The following is a 23,021-nucleotide window of genomic DNA, read 5'->3' on the forward strand; positions in this document are numbered from 1 at the left end:
TCCTTTTTTTAAACATCTCGACGCCTTAAATATCTTTAGTACGGAGGGTTTTAAATTCTTTTGGCGTGACGCCACTGTATTTCTTAAATACCGTTGAGAAATACTGCGCACTAGAAAATCCGAGTCTGGAGGATATTTCTGTGATCGAGAGTTCTGTATTAGATATGTAATTCATGGCTTTATCTACTTTAGCAATACATATGTAATCGTTTACAGAAGTATTTACGTATTTTTTGAAAATTTTCGATAGGTATCTTGTAGTTACGTTACAGTGCTGGGCTACATCATCTAGTGCGATATTGTTATCCATATTTTGATTAATGAAATGGATAGCTCGAATCGCGATGGGATTATTAATACTAAACACCTCACGAACACTCTGTTCGATCTCACGCGAGAGTAGAAACAGCATTTCGTAAATATAAATATTGGCCAAGGATACGTGATGTACTCCTGTTTCATTATTCATTTCTTCACAAATCCGCTCAACACATGAGAGAAGCTGCTCTGTAAATGTGTGAAAAGTATAAGCGCTATGTGCATCTGTCATATAATGCAAGAACTTTATGTTTTCATTGACTTTTGGGTCTGCAGCTATAAGGCTCTCCGGGGAAAAGTGAATTTGTAAAAAGACGGCTGCTTGATCCGACTTTACATGAAAAGAGTGAATCATGTGAGAGAAGATGACCATTAGCTCACCTTTGTGAACAGTAATCGATTCTCCGTTAATAATGATATCGCATTCTCCTTCTTTCATTAAACAGATCTCCATATTTTCATGGCAATGAGGTCCAAAAAAATACCCCGGCTTCAGCGTGCGTTCTAATGCATTATAGATCATGTTTTGTTCAAGCTCATGATATAAGAGTTCAACTGCCCTTTTCACAGCAATCACCCCCGATAGTATTCTAAAGCTGATCATGATTTCTATTTTTTCTCTTATTTTGCAATGTGGTCATACCCCTGTCAAGTAATTTAGTTCCGTATTTCAAACAGTTTATCCGTTTTAGGCTACTTATTGTAAGCTAATAAATGAACAAAGTTGATAAAATCAAAAATATAATTTGTTCTAATACGAACAAAGGTAATGTTATAGCAATTGATCTGCAGTCTATTTATAGAACAAAACGAATCGAATTTCATGGCAAGGTCAATTGTAAACGCTTACCTTTTTGTGTTAGATATTTTAGAAAAATAGCTCTTAGCAGGAGGAATGATTCGGTGCGGAAAAAAAGTAAAAAAAGACTATCCCAATTCATGATTTGGATAATGGTATTGTTGATTATTTCAAGTCAGTCGATGATACTTCCAGGAAGCACTACTTACGCTACAGAAGGGGAAGTTAATGGTTTGCCGATTGCGGCACAAGAAAAAACGATAGAACGTATTCCTCCGATAACGGTTGAAACCTACGTTGGTGAGCAACCAGCACTACCTTCGGTAATACAAGCAGTATATAGCGACACTACCACCACAGAGGTTACGGTTAGCTGGAATCCGATTGCGCCTTCGAACTATGCGCAGGTGGGAACCTTTAATGTAGAGGGAAGCGTAGAAGGAACGAGTATAAAAGCTGAAGCTGCAATCACGGTTATGGATAACCTTGGGGTAACAACTGAAAAGGTAGACATAGAGAGCTTTCTAGATGACCTTAAGAACAATGTCCCAGACGGCCAAGAGGCTGTATCGTATACGAATAATTATCAATCTATGGAACCGGAAGCTATGACTTTCATTAAAGGAAGTGGAATAGCTTCTGTAAATAATGGTTTAACAGTAGTGATAAGCAATTTGGATGGCAACAGAGCTATTGCAGCTTGGGATAAAGCTCCCTGGCTGTCAGCTGGAGTCATTGACGCAACTATGCGTTATACAAGCGCCAGTCAAAGTAATATTGGCTTTGTCCTGGGATCTAATGATAGCAAACAAGGCATGTCCATCCGCTATGATTCCGATAAAAACTGGGTTATCCAGAGTCCGGATGGTACAGGCAAGTGGGAAACATTCGAGGGACCAGAACTAAAAAAAGATACAGATTATCAAATTCAGATCGGCTTTCATGGAACAAAACTAGTGGTCAATGTGGACGGCGTGACTTACTACAATAAGGATACAGATTTAATGAGTTCGTCGACTGGGATTGGTCAGATTGGTCTTTATAAACGTTTTGAAACAGGGGAAGTCACCATCAAAGAGTTACGTATTGCAGGTGTAGGTTCGAAGGATAAACCTTCAAACATTATTAATTATTTTCAAGATTTTGAAGATCTCAATTATAACCCTAATTGGTCAGGGTTAAATGCCCAAGTCGTGAGCGATCTTACGGGCAATAGAGTTCTTTCTATAAAAAAAGGGTCAAGTGAACGAGGCGTGGATTTGGATTCGCCGCAGATTCAACAGGGTACACTTTCGTTAGATTTCAAATTGGTTAATCCAGATAAGCTGGGTAACGGACAAGGATTTGCTTTTGGCTTCAGAATGAATGATTCGGCAAGCATATTCAATGAGATCGGGGTTGACCCAAGCAGCTGGATACCGGAGTCTAATAGTGGTTGGGGAAGTAAGCTTGCGATTCCCTACCCGATTCAAGGCAGATGGAACAATCTTATGTTCAATTTTAAAGGAAAAACCATCACGGTATTTATGAATAAAAAGCAGATCGGCGATATTACTTTTGATCAATTTTCAGAAGCGGCAGGACGCTTCGGTCTTCGCATCAGAAGCACTGTAGAATTACAGATCGACAATGTGCAGTATACCAATCAGATCATTGAACCAAAGCAAATTGCTCAGTACAGCAATGATTTTCAAGATGGAATTACAGGTAACTGGAGCGATGCAACACCTGCCATTATTGCAGAAGGTAGCAACCGAATATTAAAACTTTCTAATATTAATGGAAAGACATTAAATATGGACGCACCGTCCCTACAAAGTGCAACATATTTGCTGGATGTTAAACCTGCAACCCAAAACATCGGATTTGTTATAGGCGACGATGCTCTTGTTAAATATGAAGGGACGAAATGGATTTTGAATAAAGGTGCCGACAGCATTGATTTTGTCGCATCCGATAGTAAAGATTACAGTCCTAAACCTTATATCTGGAATAAAGTAGGTCTCCAATATTCCGACTCGTCCGTAACCTTAAGTATCAACGGTGCTGAATTGCATGCAAGCTTACATGGAGGTCAGCAATTCGGAGAAGGGCGTTTCGGAGTGATGGCTCAAGATTCCATTTATATCGATAATATTCTCTTTACCGAAGAATTTCTCGAAATGAATACCTCCTCCTTACATGCCGACAAACTGAGCTATGAAGAGTATTACGAAGGCGATTCCATACTTAACTGGGAAGGGTTTAGTGGCACGCCGCAGATTTCCAATGGATATTTGCATGGTACACTTGATGCCGGAGTAACTGCTTTCAATAAGGATGTAAAACCGGTATCAAATGGAATATATCAAGTGAAAATGCAAGGAAATGGAGTAGCCGGTATTAAATTAGGCAATATAGCTATTTTTCAGGCAAGTCAGGGAAAATGGAACTATCAGCTGGATGGCAGTAACGATATCATGGAAATTGGCAACGCCAACGAAATGGCATCAGGCAAAGATTACACGCTGCGTGTACAAATGATTGAAAAGGAATTAAGTCTATATGTGAATGGAATTTTGGTTGGTAGTGCGCCAGTAGTTGGATTCACACCAGGGACATTTGGAATTTATAATTCTGGAAATCATGCCATTCAGGTTAAGGTAGACGCAATTACTGCAGAAGAGATCAGAGTGTATGAACCTGATTATACGACGCAGAACTGGGGTCCTCTTGATAGTAGTAAACCAGTGGTCCTCAATAACGGAGAAGGTCTAATCCAATTGAATATGCCAGGTGTTGCTCTAGCCGTGGATAAGGATAGCCCTAAATTAATTGATCAAAAGGTAGCCTTTGATTTTAAAACGAGTGCTTCCGCAGGATCAGACGGTGGCCGATATGGTTTTATACTAAGAGGGTCCGCTGCTGACAGTTATGTATCGGTTGTTCACGATATTAATGGAAAATGGAAGATAACCGCAAATGGGAATGAGGTATCCTTTCCGAACACATACCAGATGAATGCAGATACGTTCTATCACATCGACCTTCGTATGGTGGGGACTACGGTTAGTCTGAAAATTACGGATTCCAACGGCGTGACAACGGATATGGGTTCGGTATCTGAAGATGTAATGACCTTGCAACCAGGTTGGTTTGGACTTCGCTCTTGGTATGGAAGCAAGCAGATGACAGTGAGTCATTTAAAGATAGTAGAACTGGAGTCGCTGCCTAAGCTTCAGATTTCTTCAGAGACAGATACGATTATGAAAGATGGTTTGAAGGTTACGGTATATAAAGATTTCCCAGGCATCGTTGAATATCAAGTTGATGATCGCGTGCTACAGGCAAATGTGGAGCAAACGAATAGCTTGAAGATCAACAATATGGATTATGTGCCACGTACCGTGTCCCAAAAAGAGAGCGATAGCAAATATCTGTATACGATGACGATTGATGAGATCGGCGTTGTGATTGAAGGACATATCGAGGCAAAGGCAAATAATGTGGTTCGTTTTGAAATCGATAAAATAACCGAAAACTCAGATTTTGTAGTCCGGTCGATGCAAATGAACAATTCACTTATCCACGTGAATAGTGCTATGGCAGGCGCTACTTATGCATGGAATAAATCGGATGGAGCATGGCACGGACTTACGGAAGAACTAGTTGATAATATGTCCCAAATGAAGCAAAGCAGTACGATTGGAGTTACGATGGCCATGGTGAGTGGTAATGGCTTGGGAGCATCGGTAGAGAACAATGTAATCAGTGGTGGTAATAAATTAATCGTCACTACAGAGAAGAAACCACTAGTCAATAAAGTGACGGTGAAACCGGGCGTTTGGACTTATCGCCATATTCAAAGTAATGAAACCGAAGTTCTGCCTTGTTATGAAGTTGTTGTGACCGAAGACCGGAATAACGACGGAATAACGGATTGGCAGGATGCGGCTGTCGCTTACCGGACGGAGATTTACAAAGAGCCGTTTGGTGCGCAGGATATGAAGAACAATATGATGTACATTGCTTTCAACTTTGCAAGTCAAGCGAATGATCCGTTCTTGAATACTCTGGATACGGGCAAAATCCTGTACAATTATACAGATGGTTTTGGACAGATGATCCTTCATAAGGGCTATCAGGCGGAAGGGCATGATGATGATATTCCTTCCTACTCCAATATTGGCGTAAGACAAGGCGGGTTGGAGGAGTTCAATTATTTGATCGATGAGGGAGATAAGTATAACCTAAATATCGGTGTCCATCTCAATGCCACAGAGTACCATCTCGATGCCAACGAGCTGAATTATTCCGACTTAACTGGCGCTACAACAAATGGACCGAAGACGGATAAGTTGTCTAAAGGTTGGGATTGGATCGATACGTCTTACTATGTAGATCAGACAAAGGATGTCCTGAGCGGTAATCTGGAGAAGCGGTTCAAAGATCTATATAACCTTACTAAAGATCCTACCAACCCGAATGATCCTACATTAGATTTCTACTATATCGACGTTTATACCGGAAATGACTACAACGCCTATAAACTGTTGCAATACGCCAATAACCTTGGTCTAAAAGTAGGTACAGAATTTGCCGGTCCGCTAGAGCCGGGCGTGGATTTTGTTCACTGGGGTCCGGATTTAGGATATCCGAATAAAGGAAATAAGAGCATTCTTTCTAGAATGGTGAAGAACAATTTGGATATATTTGTTGGAAATGCGTTGTTTAAAGGACAAAAAATACCTGGTGTGACAACTTGGGGTGATTCCAAACCGGATTTACAGCAGGGGGTAACGGTATTCTACAATGAAGTATTACCGACTAAGTACATGCAACATTTCGGTGTTCTGAAATATGAACAAGATCAAATTACTTTTGATAATGATGTTATCTCTAAGAGAAATAAATCAACCGGCATGGTTGAGTTGTCCAAGAACGGAAAGTTGATTTCTTCTTGGAAAGATACTGGAACGACTACCGATGAATCAGTGCGTCATACAGGTGAGGCGAATTCTTTAATTCCATGGGTTTGGGATATGAAGACCAATAAAACATTGGGTGTTAACGAAGGAGCGAAGCTGTACCACTGGAACACAACGGGTAACACGACTACTTGGCAATTGACGGATGAATTTAAAGATGTGAAACAGTTTAATATGTACGAGTTGACCCAACAAGGTAAAGTACTAGTCGATACACTTGTTGCTCAGAATGGATCTCTTACGATTAGTAAGGCCAAGAAAAACACGTCTTATGTACTGTATCCCGCATCGGCTGATGCATTGACTTTGGTACCTAACGCAGGAAATTGGGGAGAAGGCAGTCTGATCAAGGATTTTGCCTTCAATTCAGAGCAGTTTAATGTTCCAGGATCATGGACAGTTGATGATGCGACCAACGTTGCAATCAAGACTGTACAAGGTGATACCGAATACGATATCAGCAAGGAAATGAATCGTTCGAATTGGAATAAATACGCAGAGGTTGGAAGCAAAGCTGGTGTATTGTCACAGGAGATTACCGGGCTGCAGCCTGGTCAGGATTACACCGTAGGGGTGTGGACCTTGACAGAGAAGGGAAGAAAATCATCACTTCAGGTTACGGTTAACGGTACAACCTATTCCAATGATGTGACAGGGAAGGATGGTACCCATAAATCCTCCTTCAAATATGTCGATACCAAATGGCAAAGAATGAATGTTGAATTTAAGGTTCCTGCAGGAGTTACTACCGCAACGGTTAAGCTTGTAGCTGATTCGGGAGCGGGTACAGTACAATTCGATGATGTCCGCATTTGGAAGCATACGACAGTTGAAAAGGACCCTACCAATAAGGGGTACGTTGTCTATGAGGATTTTGAAAATGTGTATGAAGGATGGGGACCGTTTGAGTATGGCGGCGGATCTAGACAAATTCATATTGCAAGCGACCAAAGCAATCCTCATGATAATAATCCAATCGTTCACGCATCCGAGAACAAAATGGGTCCAGTGATGACCTGGGTTCTGAATGGAGAAAATTCGTTGAAAGTTAATGAAACAGATGTTGGTCAATTAATAAAAACGAATGAATCCAGCGTAAAATTAAAACCGAATACAGAATATGAATTAGGTTTTATTTACACATTAGAAGCGTATGCTGGCTATGAGGTTTCTGTACAATCACGCTCCACAGGAGCTGTCGTGTTGAAGGAAACGCTTGATAAATTACCTAATCCGGGTAATAAGGCTGGTGAAGGTGTTGGTTATATCCGATTCCAGAAACATTTTACGACAGGTGATCAAGATGATTACCAAGTTATTTTCAAAATGGTATCCAAAGGTTCGGGCAATCCTACGTCTGATTACGCCTTTATACTGGATGATTTCTACATTAAAGCAAATGATGTTGATATTTCCAAAGAGCTTCTACAAAAAACGATTGACGATGCTCTTATGTTGAAAAGTTCGGATTATACATCTGAAACCTGGGCAAGTGTTGCTATAGCTTTGGATAAAGCCGAGAAGATTTTGAAGGATCCTGGCGCTTCGATCACTTCGTTAGATGAAGCACGAGTAGAACTTGAAAATGCGATAAAGGGTCTTATTTCAGTGGTAAACATTGTAGTCATTGAGGAGGTCAAGGTCGAAACGGAAGCCGGCTCAGCACCTGTACTGCCTGCAGATGTAACCGTGACCTTAAGTAATCAAACGACACAGAAGGTTTCAGTTGTATGGGAAGAAATTGATCCTACTAGTTACGCACAGGCGGGTACTTTCCAGGTGAGAGGTTCGGTTAGTGGGACTGACATTAAAGCGATTGCGACTGTAAATGTAAAGGCGAAGGACAGCACTAATCCGGGAACGAATCCAGGAACAGGATCAAACCCAGACACTGGATCAAGTCCAAGCACAGGCACGAAACCGGAGACCAATCCAAATCCAGGCACAGGAACAAATAATGGGTCTGATAAGGACAACGAATCTGGAACTAAGCCGGACATCGGCACCAACAAGCCTAAAGCATTCGTGGATACAGTTGGTCACTGGGCGAACAAGGAAATTGGAGCTCTTGCGAGCAAAGGCATCATTATGGGCATAACCGAGCAGAAATTCGCTCCGAATAGGACCATTAACCGTTCCGAAATCGCAGCTATGCTAACACGGGCACTTGGTCTTACGGTTGGTGGCACTACGTCATTTAAGGATGTTCCAGAAGACAAGTGGTATAGGGATGTTGTCATTGCCACGGCGGATGCAGGTTTGTTAAAGGGGTATGCAGGCAATATGTTTGAGCCTTTGAAACCTCTAAGCCGTCAAGAGATGGCCGTCATTATGGTTAGAGCTCTTGAATTGAAAGGGAAATTGCCAGACGCATCGGAAACTACGGAAATGGTACTTGCTCAATACAAAGATTCGGATCAGGCAGGAACTTGGTCCAAGCAGGCATTGGCTATTTGCATTGAGCTTGGACTCATGCAAGGAACCCCTGATCATAAACTCAATCCGAAAAGTAATCTGACCCGGGCGGAGGCAGCAGTTTTGTTTAGCAGATTATTAACGTTTCTGGACTAAGTAAATGCCCGCCAATGATTTTGTGGAATATCATTTCAAAGAAGCTAGGGGATCGAAATAGGGTCCCTTACATGGAAAACGAGCCTTGGATGCAAATCCAGGGCTCGTTTCATTGTATATAGCGATTTGATTCGCTTTGCGTTACAAACAGGACAAGTCCCTCTTCCTCTATAATACTGATGATGAAACAGCAGAGAATCTAGAGTTTTCTTTTAATAAAGCTTATTGGATAGATGAAGGATTAAAGCAATTTGAAAGTAAAGATAACTCATTGGATCATTACAAAAGAAAAGGGTTGGAAATTAGTTCTCCAACAGAATATTATTCAAGTAATACAAGAAGTTTATAATGAATCTTCTATTAAATTAGAGAATGCAAGACTAAGCGGGTTACTAAGGTATCTTATTTTGGAAGAATACGTAATGTAGACGGAGTGAATGTACGCTTTATAATCTGAAGGAACAACTTAGGAGTCGTTCCCTCGGATTATTTTGTTTATACAAAACGATACAGAGGCGTTTTGTGTATAGTGAGTTACGAAGTTATTTGATATTCTAAGTGTACGGAATGTATGACAGGTAAAGCGCCGGTACAGGCGCTTTTTTTGTGCCCATTTTTATGGAGTATCTCTGATGAGAGGAGGAATATTCATGGCATTTGACGGTTTACTAATGCATCAACTTGCCAAAGAAATCAAGACTAATCTACCGATGACAATCCATAAGATCTTTCAAATTTCTGATACGGAGATTCTCTTGGATGGACAATCAAACGAGCGTAAACTTAGGCTAATTATCAGCATTCATTCACAGAATAACCGTATAAATTTCACAGAAGAAAATTATTCGGAATCGAAACAGGAAAATGAATTTTTGATATTACTGGAAAAACATCTACGCGCTGGTGTCATTCAAAGCATGGAGCAGGTCGGTGTGGAACGAATATACTGCTTTCAAATCAGTGCCCGGGCAGTTCGCTTCTCGCTTTACATTGAACTACTAGGCAAAGATGCAAATATCATTCTTGTCGATGAAGCGAATAACATTATTGGTGCAATGAAAGAATCGCTCTGCAAAGCTAGTACGCGGACACTCTCACCTGAAGCCGCTTATCACCTTCCATTTGATTATAGCGGAAAACAGAATCCTTTTCGGCCGACTACCATCCATCAAGCAGAGTCACTTGTAACACAGTTTCATGGTTTTTCGCCTCTGTTAAGCCGTGAAATTCAATACCGCATGCAACAGGGGCAGTCATTTGGCGAAATTATGGATGAGCTAAATAGAAGCGACAAGCTTTATTTGTCGGAAACAGAGCAGGGTATCCAGTTTCATTGCATTCCGCTTACACACTTGGGGAGGAAATTGAGTTCTTATCCAATTATGGAAGGCGTAGATATTGCCTTGTATAAAATGCAAACTCGTCAGCAAACTGACAGTTTGCTCAAATTGGTGCGCAATGAATTAATTAAACGCGCCCGAAAACTTTCAAAATTGGAGCAAGCAGTTCTTGAAGTCGGGCATTTTGAGCAATATCGTACCTATGCGGATCTACTTTACACATACTATCATCTGCTTCCCCGTAACGTTGCTTCTGCCGATCTCAAGGATTTTATGACAGGAGAACTGCTTCATATTCCGTTAGACACCAAACTGAGTGCAAAACAAAATGCTCAGAAATACTATGAAAAATACCGCAAAGGAAAAATGGCTCATACCAAACTCAAGGAACAAATTATGCTTTGTAAAATGGAAAAAGATTATTTCTTTCGGCTTGAGTCCCGACTGGAACTGGCTGAAGGCATAGATGTATTAGAAATTCGTAGGGAGCTAGAAAAACTCGGCTATTTCAAAGCAAAGAAAAACCAATCAACGAAGAAAAGGCAGAACAGGAAGCCTAACATTATGACCTTTCAATTCTATAATGATATTAAAATCTTCGTAGGCAAGAACAGTATTCAGAATGATTACCTAACATTCCATTATGCCAAGAAAGAGGATTTATGGCTGCACGTGAAAAGTTACCACGGAGCACATGTTGTTATAAATACCGCAACACCTGATGAAGAAACGTTATATTATGGGGCCTTACTGGCTGCTTACTATTCACAAATCAAGGGCTCTGGTCCGGTCGAAGTAAATTATTGTCAAGTCAAGACTCTTAAAAAGCCCAAAGGCGCCCCAATGGGATTGGTGTTACTTGGAGCCCATAAAACAATTTATGTCAGGCCAAAGGAAGAAGTTATTCAAAAGCTCCTGACCGAAAATTTAGTTCAGAAGGCGTAAAATATTGCAAAAGGCCTGTCCTCTCATAGGACGGGCTTTTGTTTTGAGAGACATAGCAATTTTTGATATATGACGATGGCTTACGAATCGAAATTTACGGGCCAGCAACCAAATCCATGTATCACAAATCACAGTATCGGTAAATACATTAAGTTAAATCGAGATTTATGGATGAATGCGGGGGTGTGATCTATGCCTGGGATCATTAGGGTCTATGATACGGCGTTTACCTGGTTAGGCGAAATAGACAGCTATGAGAGTTTGCAATTCACCAGAAGGTATAATGCTGTAGGGGAATTCGAATTACACATTGCAATAAATAAACAGTATGCATCCGAGCTACAAAAAGACCGGTTTATTATGGTAGATAATGACGGCACACGGTCCGGATTGATTCAATCCAGGGAATCATTTTTGTCTGACAAAGGGATTGAAACTGTAGTCGTTAGAGGCAAGACACTGGGCTGCATTCTGGATAGACGACTTACGATTACAGGCAGCTACGACCGCGTTCGCGGTCCGGCAGAAACGGTAATGAAGCACTATGTAAATAACCATCTCGTAAACGGAACTTACGCATCAGGCACATATTCCAATCGTAAGATTCCGTTTTTTAGTATTGCCGCGGATCAAGGGCACGGAAAGGAAATTTCTTGGCAGTCCCGGTATGAATCAGTTCTAGTTGTAACCAATAATATTGCAACTTTTTGCGACATGGGTTGGCATGCCAAGTTGGATATACAACAAAAAAGGGTTGTATTTGACACCTATGAAGGGCGTAACTTGACAGATAAGCAGGGTGTATATCCTCCTGTTATATTTTCAACTGAATTTGATAACGTTAATGCTCTTAATTTCGTAGATTCGGATGGACAATATAAAAATGTCGGCTACGCATCAGGTAAGGGCGAAGAAGAAGATCAGGTGCTGCTATCTGTCGGGGACGCATCCGGATTTGAGCGCCGGGAAGTATTCATTGATGGGGCAAGTGCGGGGGATACTACGGAACTGACCAAGATCGGTGAACAAAAACTGGCCGAGTATAAACGTCTACAGACCTTTGAGGGAGTAGCCGTTGATACTGGCAGCTTTGTTTTTGAGAAGGATTGGTTTCTAGGCGACAGTGTTACGCTTAAAGATGCTAAATGGGGCGTGACAATGGTTACACGGATCACTGAGGTTAGAGAATTTTATGAAGGTGATTACCGACTAGAGGTGCGGTGGGGCGATGAGATTCCAACGATCACCTCGGTTGTTCAAAAGATCCAAGAGGAGATAAAACGGCCGCAAGAATCAACGGAAAGCGGCAGAATTAATGCAATTGTAGATCGTTTGGATAGTGGCGTTCTGTTACGAAACAATTATTTTAACACTGCTGTGGTTGATATTGTCCGAAATGGTGTTAAAGTCACTGAGTTTTGGCTGTTAATAAATGCGCGATATGACCATGCGACAAACCGCTTCAAGCGCATAAACGTAAATAACTTTTCCTTCGGTTGGCAATTTCAGGCCGATGGAACATATCCAGGGGAAGAGGGTAGCGGAGATTATATCAACCAAGGTATTAACCTCTGGAAGGCAAACGGAAAAAAAGCATATGGCGAAGGAGATCCTGCTCGCGATCAAACGGGTGAGGACATTGGAGCTTTGCAGCCTGACGGAACTTGGAGAGAATTCGGAATCATGTTGGGCTGGAACAATCATTTTATGAATGACTCTTATGGCGGGATGACTATCGGCGGCGCTGGTTTCGAGATCGATGGATCAGGTACTTCACCGTTTAATCGCATATCGCTAGGTAAATTTAGCGGTGGCAGTGCCGTTCCGAATCGTCCAGTCCAAGATTACGTCTTTACGTATAACGGCATATGCTGGAATACGCAACACGGTCTATGGAATAAAGACATCGACAATATTAGCGGCTTTTTCTTTGGTTTGAAGGCTCCAGTTAACTTTTACGATACGTCAGACGGAAGCTTTAATCCCTGGTCAAACCGGGCAGACATGGATAAGGCAGAATTTGTTGTGATGAAACTCCCCGGCAGCAAGCCCCACCACATCGAAAATTGGGAATATCTCATTAGAATTACAAGTGACGGAAAGGCCAAGATACACAACTATGATGTACCCCTGAGCAGAGCCATAACTGTGATACCTAATAAAAATAATGCTGCTGACGTGTTCTACCCCGATAGCACTTGGAACAAAGATAACAGCTATATCATAAGTATGAAAGGTGTTACCACAAATGGGGCGATCAAGCCAATAACAAACTATGACGCTACTTTCTTTGATTATGGGCTGTTTCTAGGTGTTCCGTCCGGATTTACCAAAGTGACGGTTTTATTAACTAGAATTTTATAAGGAAAAAGCGAATGAACATATCATTACGATGAGCGAACGAGTAGCGGTTAACCAGATATATTACAAAAAGCCGGGCCTCGAAGTTAAGGCGATCGGCTTTTTGCATGATAAGGGGCTTTTTTAAATGCGAGATGTGTTTACCTTTTTCTTCATCTGCGCATTCAACAAGAACGATGCTAGAATGGCAATCAATACCCCGATCGCGCCAACCCATGTGATTGGCGATAAGGAGAATTGGCCGATAACGATTCCGCCAATCCCGGCACCTGCCGCCATTGACAATTGCATCGTGGACTGGTTGAGACTTAGCATGATGCCTGAATAGTTGGGCTCGATTCGTACCAAATTATACTGCTGTGTAGGTCCGGTAGACCAGGCGGCGAACGACCAAAGCATGAGGATGGCTACAATCGGTAGCCATGAACTTGTGAAGATGACGGTAACCGTGAGTAAAATCAAGGCGGCGATATGCAGCAGCATCCCTCCGGTCAAAGTAGGGGTAACCCCCCATTTATCCGTACTGTAACCGCCAAATTTGGAACCGATCAAGCTGGCAATGCCAAACGCCAGCAAGACGCCGCTCAACACGTTTTCATGTAAACCCGCAACTGTAATAAGGTAGGGCGAAATATAAGTATAAGCGACCGAGTATCCGCCTAGCCAAAAGAATGTAATCGACAGTCCAAGAAATGTTCGTCGATTCTTGAGAAACCTCAATTGTTGGGATAGCGGTACGGGAGCATCGCCCTTCACACGCGGAAGGGTGAAATAAAGCACGATCATCGCCAGCACCCCCGCTAAGGCAAGGAGACCAAATACCGATCTCCACCTGTATTCGGCTGCCGCCATGCGCCCAAGCGGAACGCCAATAATCAATGACGCCGTAAAGCCCATGACGACATTGGCAATCGAACTGGCCTGCTTTCCTTTAGGTGCGATTTTGGCGGCGATATCGAGCGCTGTCACGACAACGGTTCCCGCTCCTAAAGCCATTAAGGCTCGTGCGGCAACAAAAAGTCCGTAACCCGGGAGCACGAACGCCAGCACATTGGCGATTACGAAAATTCCCATTGCGGCAACAAGTAACTTTTGCCGTTCGATCTTCGCCGTCAAAGCCATGGTCACTGGAGTACAAATGGCATAAATGAGAGAAAAAATAGTCACTAATTGACCGGCCGAAGTAATCGAAATATTCAGAGAGACAGAAATTTTGTCCAAAATGCCCGAAATGACATATTCGGATGTTCCAACCAAAAAACTGACGAGTGCTAATAAGTAAACTTTCCACGTGCTTGTCATCAATTTACTCCTCTTTTTCAAGTTCATGTTATAAAGCTCTAATAATTTTAACAAATTTACATAATGAAATATTTGCATTTATAGATGCGTTATCGAAAAATAAAAACTGAACTTTATGTAGCATTCAGTTCTGATATTGGGAACCTTGCCGTCTGCGCCGGAAATGGTGGGGGGAATATTCTACGGGTTGAGCTTTTTTGGGCGATAGGCGCCACCTGTATGGCACGATAGGCTTGAAGCGGGATGGCGGCGAGGACCTATTCGCCGACTCTGCGGCTTTGACGGCGTTACCGACGTCACAACCAAGCTCCGCGCAGATCAAGGATGCTCATTGGCCCTCTCGAAATTGCCAACCATATCCTTGATGACCGGTCATGCCGCCAGCCATCCTAAGATGGCTATTACTATTATTCGATCTCCCGCTTGAGCAAAGCTATCGCTTCACGAATTTTTTCCTCATCCCTTTTGTAATAGGTGTACTTGCCGATGCGCTCGGTCTTAAGTAGCCCCGTTCGATGAAGAATCATCAAGTACTGGGATGCAGTTGACTGTGTCATGTTCAATCTCTCGGTCACCTGGCAGACACATACCCCGATTTTTCTCATATCAATCCCTTCATGGGGCGTAAAATGATTCTCAGGTTCCTTCAACCATTGTAGAATTTGCAGACGAGACTCATTGGACAACGCTTTAAAAACTTCAATTGGCTCCATACGCATAATTATATCGCAAATCGTCGATGCGTCAAGTCTGCGAGGAAATTAGGGATATAGCTCACTGCCGAGGTGATGGAGCGGAAACAAACTCCCCCGAGCCTATTGGGGGATATTGATCGTTTTTTGTCGCTCGATTGAATCGGATTTCATTAATATTATAGAATGTATAATAAAGCTGATAATTCTGACCAGACATTTCATTTTATTGGTGGTGATCATATGGAGTTTTATTTTAAAACAATCGGAACAAAAGTACATCTTTATCGCGAAGCCGGCCTCTTTGATGATGATTTAGGCGAACTAAAGGAAACTTTCACTAAGAAATTAAAAACCAATAAAATTTTTGGAGAGAATTTTGAACTTGAAGATATTTCCGGAGTATTTTCAAAAGGCCAGCGATATTCGATTAAGAGCACAAAGGGCCTAAGTGGTGTTTTAGAGAAAAAAAAGTTTAGCAACCGATATACTTTGAAAGAGAAATAAATTATTTTTCAAATTTATAGCAATCCGTTACATCTATCCAGACAGTCAAACCTTGATTGGCTGGATTTTTGCTATATCGTGCCGAAAACGGGGAATAGGGTGAGGATAAATCAGCCCCTGTTTTCGTCCACGCGATTGAGCGGGCAAAATCGGCTTCGTTACATTGATGCAGTCCGGGGCTTCCGGAGGCCAGTTCCTTTTGGAATCCCCAACAATAATACGGCGATATGCTGCCCTTTCCCGGAGCATATCGTCGTTTGTTGTCAGCAGCCCGCGTCACTGTCTGCGTGAGTTCCTTGTAAACTGACCTAAATGGGACTCCGAATGCCACATTTTATTTGCGCCGAAGTAGTCGCTTCCTAACGATTCAGAATGGATGATTTTCGTACTCTTTATTGTCTAGTGGTTGTCTAGTTTTTGTATAGTTCGCTGAAATATAATGTGGGGTACGCTGCGTAAGCTTGGCGTATTATGTCGTTTTACAGCAAGAACAGGCGAGGAAAGTCGAAGGAAAGGAGGGAGTTACTAAGCATGATCAAATGGCCTGCATGCCACGGCGCTTACCTGGTCATCTAGAATTCCGCAAGATTTCGATGATGTAAAGGGCCGCTGGGATCAAGCAAATACATATATCTATTCGCTTGTTATATCGGGCAGATGATCTTGTAATCGACAAATACTTCGGGAATGGAGGAGATGTTGTAATGAAACAAAAACGCAGTATAGGCAAAGCTGTACTATCTTTCTGTCTGGCAATTATGCTTGTATTGCAGACGGTGGCGCTCTCTCCCGCTGCATACGCGGATAGTTCGCCAGGCGATTCCAGGACCGAAGCCGTTAGCGAATCTGGCTCGCCGAATGCGGATGAACCATCGGTAACAGAGGCGGTGTACGATGCGCCGAACAATTTCTTAATGATGGCGGCAGCCGCGACGGATAAAACGGCGGTGCTGGTGAACGCCAATCCGAGGTTCAATCTTACGGTGAAGCAGGGTGATTCTGCGACGGTGATTCCGGCAGGCGGCGAGATTAACGGCCGGGACAACTTTACCCTTGCGCTGGCTGATATCGCCGTGCCGACTCAGGGCGACTATCCCAATGCTCCGCCCGAAACAGTAATTCAGCAGGGGGATTATGCCATCCTGGACAAGGCGACCCACTTCCCTGATGTGAATTTGACACCTGCAGGTCCTATGCCGATCAATCAGGGTAGTCTGAAAATTGCTACCGTCCAGTTTTTTGCCGATTCCATCAAAATTACGTTTGATGGCGCAGGGGTATATGACGGCAGTAAAAACAGCGTCAAAATCGGCTTTTCCGCTAATGCCAAGGCGGCGGATCAGAGCCCTGGCGGCGGCGGGAACATGACCATTTTCGGAGATGAGTTCAAATTTACCAACTCTTCGTTAGTGCCGATGTACCGTATCTGGACGGACACTACAAGCAAGAACTACTACAGCTGGATCAGCGGTGATGCCTTTCGGGAAGGAGCCGTTGCATGGCGAGTCATCGTAGCTTCCAATGACAAGGATGACCCGACCATTCAGATGAAGCTGGACAAGTTAACCGTTGTCGATACTTTGAAGGATGCCGGGCCGTACGTGGCCGGTTCTTTCAAGCTTTACAAGGCGAAGACGACCGTGGACGCTAGCGGTAATATCAAACAGGTGACGGCGCCCGTTGAAGTGCCGGGTGCGGGAGAGCCGATTATTGATCCGGTCAACGGGACGCTAACCTATACGCTCCCTGATGGCTTCGGTGACAGCGCCGCGTATCTCGACTTCAAAACGTGGATTCCCAAGAGCAAATGGTACAATGAATTCGACGGTATTAACGGAGGCCTTGTAAATAGTACCAGCGCTTATGTGGCAGCTAACACCAGTGCAACGCTGTTTGCGGAAGATGGAACTACCCCGCTGGCGGGACCACACGGTGCAATGGCGGCGCTAACCCCCGACTGGATTCAGCAATCGGGCGCTGTAGGCCCGAAGGACTCGAACGGGAACCGCCTGATTACATGGACGATTACGGTGAACCAGAGAAACTATCACCGCAGCGATACTCCAGTAGCCGGGCTGAAGGAGGTCACCATCACTGACGTGCTGCCTGCGGGGACGGAATTCTTATCCGCCACCTATACGGTGAATGGCGTTGACAAAGGGACGATTACACCCGTAAACAATGTTTTCAGCATTGGGGATACGGACGGACCTGTTCAGTTGACCATTGTCTCCAAGGTGACTGACACCGGTAAAAGTGAATTTACCAACGTTCCACGCGCCAACTGGAAGCTGGCGAATCCGCAGGGCATCGACTGGAATAACGATGCAACCGGAACGGCTCCTAATGGCGTAACGGCTACCACTAAGGTGACCATTGGTGCACATGCCTTCGGAAAAGGGACCGAGACACACACAAACCTCGCATACCCACTGAACAGCGTCGCCGGCACCAATTGGGCGATTGGTCTGACGCTTCAGTACGACCTGGATAATCCAATCGTCTATGATTTGCTCGTTCACGGCGATTCTCTCGACGTGTTGAATGATGTGGATGATGTGGATCCCAAATTCAAGGTAACGTCGGAAACTTTAGCTGCTATTAAGAGCAAAATCGACACCAAGCAGCTTTGGCAAAAATACCGCGAGGGCTCGCTGAACGTGAGCAATGGGCTGATTGGTGAGGTCATTCACTTGACGGTGAATGGCGAGCGGGTAGCGGATCTTATCAAGGTGACCGGGTTTAAAGGAGGAGTGAAGGGGGATGTATCCTTCGAATCCGTCACGACCAACCCGGACAACCTGTTCCGTCAGGATATTAACGGCAGTTGGAGCAATTCGAGCAACCGCGGCTTGTTCTTCGATGGCGACAGCTATGAGGGGCTCGCCGATGCCACCGTCAAGAACCGGGTGCGGATGCTGAACAAGGAGATGTTGTACGCGAGTGCGGTTGATGAGGACGGTAACGCGCTAGGAAATATAGCCGCCGATTGGAACCGAGGATATAGCAATTGGGGCACCAGCACGTGGACGCGGCCAATAGTCGTCAATGATCCGAACTGGTATATGGACAACTCCCGTGAGGACAAATACATCCTGGCAGGCTATGACCGCAAGGATCAAACAGTCACTTTCCGGCTGGCGGTGAACATGCCGGGCTTCAAGACGGAGGAGATGGCCAAGGACGGCGGTGCCCGCGTTGCCAGCGACATTAAGCTGGTAGATACGCTGCCTGAAGGCTGGGAATTTGTGGATTATGCTCCGGGCGAAGCCTATCGACTTTATACAGGTGTTACGGGCTATAATACAAACTCTGAATTGGGAAGACAAAGTGGAGGTGGTTATGGCCAATACGCACAAGCAGCTGCGATCATTAAGCCGAACGATCCCAATCATGTGGTAAAATTTACCAAAGATGGCAATGTTGGCACCTTCACCTTCTCCAAGCTGGAGAGCCCCTACGTCATTCTGGTGAAGGCGCGTCCGACCAATGCCAAGATGGCGACCTACCAAATAGGTAATAATCCGATCGGCGAGAATGAGGCTGAATTCTCCATGAAATGGGGAGACAAGCCTTATAGCGCCACCGAAAAGCACAGAATCATTGTTCCTGTGCAGTCTCTGAGCAAGACGGTGAAAAAGCCGGTTTCCGGTGTGCAGGAATGGACGGTGAATTACACGCCTCCGTTCGAGATGAAGCAAGGCGTCTATTTGCTGGATACGCTTGCCAAGGGGCTTAAGCTACGCGAAGATGAAAAGGGTAATCTTTCCCTCGCACCTTCTGACATTGCTGTCTATTCCGGGGAGATGAAAGGGGATGGCACTTTGCTACGAGTCGGACAGCCGCTAAATCTTGCGGATCCGAATAGTGAAGTGAAGGTCACCTCAGGCACAGACAAGGCAACCGGGGGATCGACGCTCAGGTTTGACTTTGCCGACCCGAACAAGCTCTATCAGATCGTGTACCAGACCGAATCCCAGGGGATGCAGCCGGGAACGGCCGGGAACTCCATCAAGCTGATGGGCGACGATACACTTCCACCGATCGGAGCGCAGAGCAATATTACGCTGGACGCGAACGATGTGGCGGGAAGTGCCAATGAAAACGGCCTGCTCTTCCTCAAGAAGGTTGGTCCCGATGGCGAAACACCACTGAAGGACGTAAAGTTCGAGTTGTTCAACCCTAATGGTACACCGGCCGAGGATAAAGATGGCGAAGTCATGGGGGAAAAGATTACGGGTTCGGACGGCAAGACGAGTTTCATTATTCAGGTGCCGGGGGATTATTTGCTCAAGCAGACGTATATTGATCCCGACACTTACTTGCCTACGACTACGGTATACCGAGTACGTGTCATCGATGCGCCGGGCAAGCCTGTTCTCGTTGACGGACAGAAAGTGGATTCGAACAATCCGCTGACTGTGCCAACCCCTGTGTGGGAGACTGGCAATTTGAAGCTGGACACGGCGATAAAGGGGAATGGGGCAGACTCGGACAAGGACTTTGAATATACAATTACCTTCAGTAACGGCAAGTCTTATGACTATTCCGGCTCCGTCAACGGCAAGGTGGACAGTGGCGGAACAATTAAGCTGAAAGGTGGCCAGTCCATCACCATCAAGGATATCCCGGATGGCATCACATACTCTATCGTACAGAAGGATTCCACAGGCGAGGGCTACACTACCGATCCTGCGGATCGGACGCGTACCAGTAGCATCGTGGCGCATGAAACAGTCGAAGCGAAGTTCGTCAACGCCAAGTACCTCCCCGGTAAGCTGACTATCGGGCAAAAGGTAGCTGGCAACGGCGGGAACCCGAATAAGGATTTTGAGTTCACCATCACCTTCGAAGGCGCAGGTGCAAGCGGAGAGTATGACTATACGAAGTCGGACGGTACGAAGAGAACGATCAAGTCCGGCGGCACGATCATCCTTATGCATGGGGAGACCGCTGTTATCGATGGAATTCCTAAGGATACGAACTACACCGTCACCGAGACCAATTATACGGCCGAAGGCTACACGACGACTTGGCCGGACTGGCAAACGACTGGCGTCATTACCGATGGAGGCGACCAAAAAGAGGAGGTCGTCAACACGCGGATGGTGTACGGCGGCCTGCTAATCGGGGAGACGGTCGAAGGCAGCGGGGCGGACAAGAATAAGAAATTTGAGTTTACTGTCGAATTCCCGGATGCCGCTTCAGATGAGGCCTATACCTATACGAAGTCGGACGGCACGGAGGGAACGATTAAATCCAACGACAAGATTACCCTTAAGCATGGGGAAACTGTCGCCATTGAAGGCATTCCGAGCGGTGACAGATATATCCTCACCCAAACCGATTATTCGGGTGAGGATTACTCCGTCAACCCGGTGAATCGGAAGCATAGCGGCACGATCATAGAGAAGGAAATCACCGAGGCGCGATTCGTCAATGTGAGGTATCTCCCTGGCAATCTGACACTGACGGCAGATCCTGAGGTCGTTCCCGGCAACGGTACGACGCCTTCGCAGTTGACGGCAACGTTGACAGATTATAAAGGGGAACCGGTTGTGGGTGCGGAGATTGTCTTTACACTACCGGATAACTCGGAAGTAAAGGCAACGACCGATGCGCAAGGTAAGGCGATTATTCCTTACACACCACCGAAGCTGGAAACTACAACGACTGAGAATCACTTCATCACCGCCAAGGTGGACAGTCTGACGGAAGGAAAACTGACTGCCACCACGAAGGTAACCGCCGTACCAGCGGCTATCACCGGGGTACTGCGGGACAACACAACAGGCGAAGTGATTCCGAATGCGCCCCTTGTAATCACCAACGAGGCGACTGGCGAGAAGCACACGATCACGACCGATGACGTTGGCGCATACTTCTTCCCAGTACCGTATGGCGGCGACTATACGATCAGCTTCACGAAAAAGATCAAAGTAAATGGCCTTGATGAGTCGATCACTTTCACGCAAAAAGCAGAAGTTGACAGCGATGTAAAAGGTGGCGAACTGATTCCGGCTGAAATTACGGCTGTTGGAATTGTGCTCTTCAAGCAGTCCAATGGACAAAGTGCGTTCCTTAACCCTGCCTTTACCACCAAAGCGCGCATCTATTTGAAGGATGCCAAAGGGGACTATATTGAGGAGAACGGCAAGCCCAAAGCGTTCCCTCTGGAAGAGAACGGCACCTTCGCAGCGGGGGGCTTGATCACGGGAACGTATACGATGGAAGTGCGTTATGAAGTTGCACCGGGCAAAGAACTGACGCTCATTCGGGATGTAGCGCTGAACGTGGGAGCGGACGGTGAACTGAATATTTCCCAGGAGCTCATTGACCCGTATGGCATCATTACGGACGCAAAGACTGGAGCAGTCATCGAGGGAGCTAAAGTAACGCTGTATTATAAAGATGGCACGGAAGTAAAGTTACCTCCGATTCCTGGCTTTGCTCCGAACGATAATGCCAGCCCAAGCCAGAACAGTGACGTTAACGGAGCATATGCGTTTATGGTGTTCCCGGACACGGATTACTATCTGGTTGTAACGAAAGCCGGGTATGAGACGTATAAGAGCCCAATCATCTCGGTCGGAAGCGACATCGTACGCTATGATGTACAGTTGAAGCCAGTAAGTTCCGGCGGCGGAGAGACTGGACCCGTCAGCCCCGAACCTGGTAATCCTGGATCTGGCAACGGCAACAACGGAACCGACAACGGTAACAATGGAACCGGCAACGGTAACAATGGAACCGGCAACGGTAACAACGGAACCGGCAACGGTAACAATGGAACCGGCAACGGTAACAACGGAACCGGCAACGGTAACAATGGAACCGGCAACGGTAACAATGGAACCGGCAACAGTAACAATGGAACCGACAACGGCAACAACGGAACCGGCAACGGTAACAACGGAACCGGCAACGGTAACAACGGAACCGGCAACGGTAACAACGGAACCGGCAACGGTAACAACGGAACCGGCAACGGTAACAACGGAAACAACGGCAACAACGGAAACAACGGCAACAACAGCAACAATGGCAACAATGGAACCGGCAACGGCAACAACGAGCTGGACGATGCTCCGAAAACCGGAGACAACAGCGTATCGCCAATCTTCTATATGGCTTTAGCGCTGATGTCCTTGATGACGATCGGGTTCTGTCTACTCGGTAACAAGAAGAAAAGGCACATCCAGTGACTGGAAAGGCGGTA

Annotated in this window: 9 protein-coding genes; 6 read left to right on the forward strand and 3 right to left on the reverse strand. The window is 45.1% G+C overall.

The genetic code is table 11. The annotated features are described in order from the left end of the window. Positions 1-25 precede the first annotated feature (25 nt). Positions 26-886: a helix-turn-helix transcriptional regulator gene (locus EI981_RS04490; protein WP_162616082.1), complete on the reverse strand. Its 861-nt coding sequence runs from the start codon at positions 884-886 to the stop codon at positions 26-28. A 146-nt stretch (positions 887-1,032) separates the two neighbouring features. Between EI981_RS04490 and EI981_RS04495 the strand changes: the two genes are divergently transcribed. From EI981_RS04495 to EI981_RS04505, 3 genes are all read left to right on the forward strand, one after another. Then, the gene (locus EI981_RS04495) at positions 1,033-8,655 is read left to right on the forward strand and encodes an endo-alpha-N-acetylgalactosaminidase family protein (RefSeq protein ID WP_126995832.1); all 7,623 of its coding nucleotides are present in this window, start codon (positions 1,033-1,035) and stop codon (positions 8,653-8,655) included. A 650-nt stretch (positions 8,656-9,305) separates the two neighbouring features. After that, a complete protein-coding gene (locus EI981_RS04500; protein WP_162616083.1) occupies positions 9,306-10,940 on the forward strand; it encodes an Rqc2 family fibronectin-binding protein in 1,635 nt (544 codons plus the stop codon). A gap of 192 nt (positions 10,941-11,132) precedes the next feature. Further along, the gene (locus EI981_RS04505; RefSeq protein WP_126995836.1) at positions 11,133-13,304 is read left to right on the forward strand and encodes a siphovirus ReqiPepy6 Gp37-like family protein; all 2,172 of its coding nucleotides are present in this window, start codon (positions 11,133-11,135) and stop codon (positions 13,302-13,304) included. A 120-nt stretch (positions 13,305-13,424) separates the two neighbouring features. Here the strand turns inward: EI981_RS04505 and EI981_RS04510 are convergent, their stop codons facing one another. Beyond that, positions 13,425-14,603 (reverse strand): MFS transporter, encoded by a 1,179-nt coding sequence (locus EI981_RS04510; protein ID WP_126995838.1) that lies wholly within the window; start codon positions 14,601-14,603, stop codon positions 13,425-13,427. Positions 14,604-15,010: 407 nt separating this feature from the next. Beyond that, on the reverse strand, positions 15,011-15,316 hold the full coding sequence (locus EI981_RS04515) for an ArsR/SmtB family transcription factor (RefSeq protein ID WP_127004354.1): 306 nt from the start codon (positions 15,314-15,316) through the stop codon (positions 15,011-15,013). 165 nt (positions 15,317-15,481) lie between these two features. Here EI981_RS04515 and EI981_RS04520 point away from each other — a divergent pair, with 165 nt between their 5' ends. From EI981_RS04520 to EI981_RS04525, 3 genes are all read left to right on the forward strand, one after another. Next, a complete protein-coding gene (locus EI981_RS04520; protein ID WP_162616084.1) occupies positions 15,482-15,802 on the forward strand; it encodes a hypothetical protein in 321 nt (106 codons plus the stop codon). 676 nt (positions 15,803-16,478) lie between these two features. Then, positions 16,479-16,610, forward strand: coding sequence for a hypothetical protein (locus EI981_RS30185; protein ID WP_227011867.1), 132 nt, complete (start codon positions 16,479-16,481; stop codon positions 16,608-16,610). Further along, positions 16,561-23,007, forward strand: coding sequence for a DUF7601 domain-containing protein (locus tag EI981_RS04525; RefSeq protein WP_227011868.1), 6,447 nt, complete (start codon positions 16,561-16,563; stop codon positions 23,005-23,007). The genes EI981_RS30185 and EI981_RS04525 overlap by 50 nt, the downstream gene beginning before the upstream one ends. Positions 23,008-23,021: the final 14 nt, after the last annotated feature.

Source organism: Paenibacillus lutimineralis, assembly GCF_003991425.1.
Lineage (GTDB): Bacteria > Bacillota > Bacilli > Paenibacillales > Paenibacillaceae > Fontibacillus > Fontibacillus lutimineralis.

What these genes read in the sequence shown, in the direction of transcription:
- EI981_RS04495 (WP_126995832.1), top strand. Translation starts at nt 1,033, where the DNA reads ATGAACAAAGTTGATAAAATCAAAAATATAATTTGTTCTAATACGAAC.
- EI981_RS04500 (WP_162616083.1), top strand. Translation starts at nt 9,306, where the DNA reads ATGGCATTTGACGGTTTACTAATGCATCAACTTGCCAAAGAAATCAAG.
- EI981_RS04505 (WP_126995836.1), top strand. Translation starts at nt 11,133, where the DNA reads ATGCCTGGGATCATTAGGGTCTATGATACGGCGTTTACCTGGTTAGGC.
- EI981_RS04510 (WP_126995838.1), bottom strand. Translation starts at nt 14,603, where the DNA reads ATGACAAGCACGTGGAAAGTTTACTTATTAGCACTCGTCAGTTTTTTG.
- EI981_RS04515 (WP_127004354.1), bottom strand. Translation starts at nt 15,316, where the DNA reads ATGGAGCCAATTGAAGTTTTTAAAGCGTTGTCCAATGAGTCTCGTCTG.
- EI981_RS04520 (WP_162616084.1), top strand. Translation starts at nt 15,482, where the DNA reads ATGTATAATAAAGCTGATAATTCTGACCAGACATTTCATTTTATTGGT.
- EI981_RS04525 (WP_227011868.1), top strand. Translation starts at nt 16,561, where the DNA reads ATGCTTGTATTGCAGACGGTGGCGCTCTCTCCCGCTGCATACGCGGAT.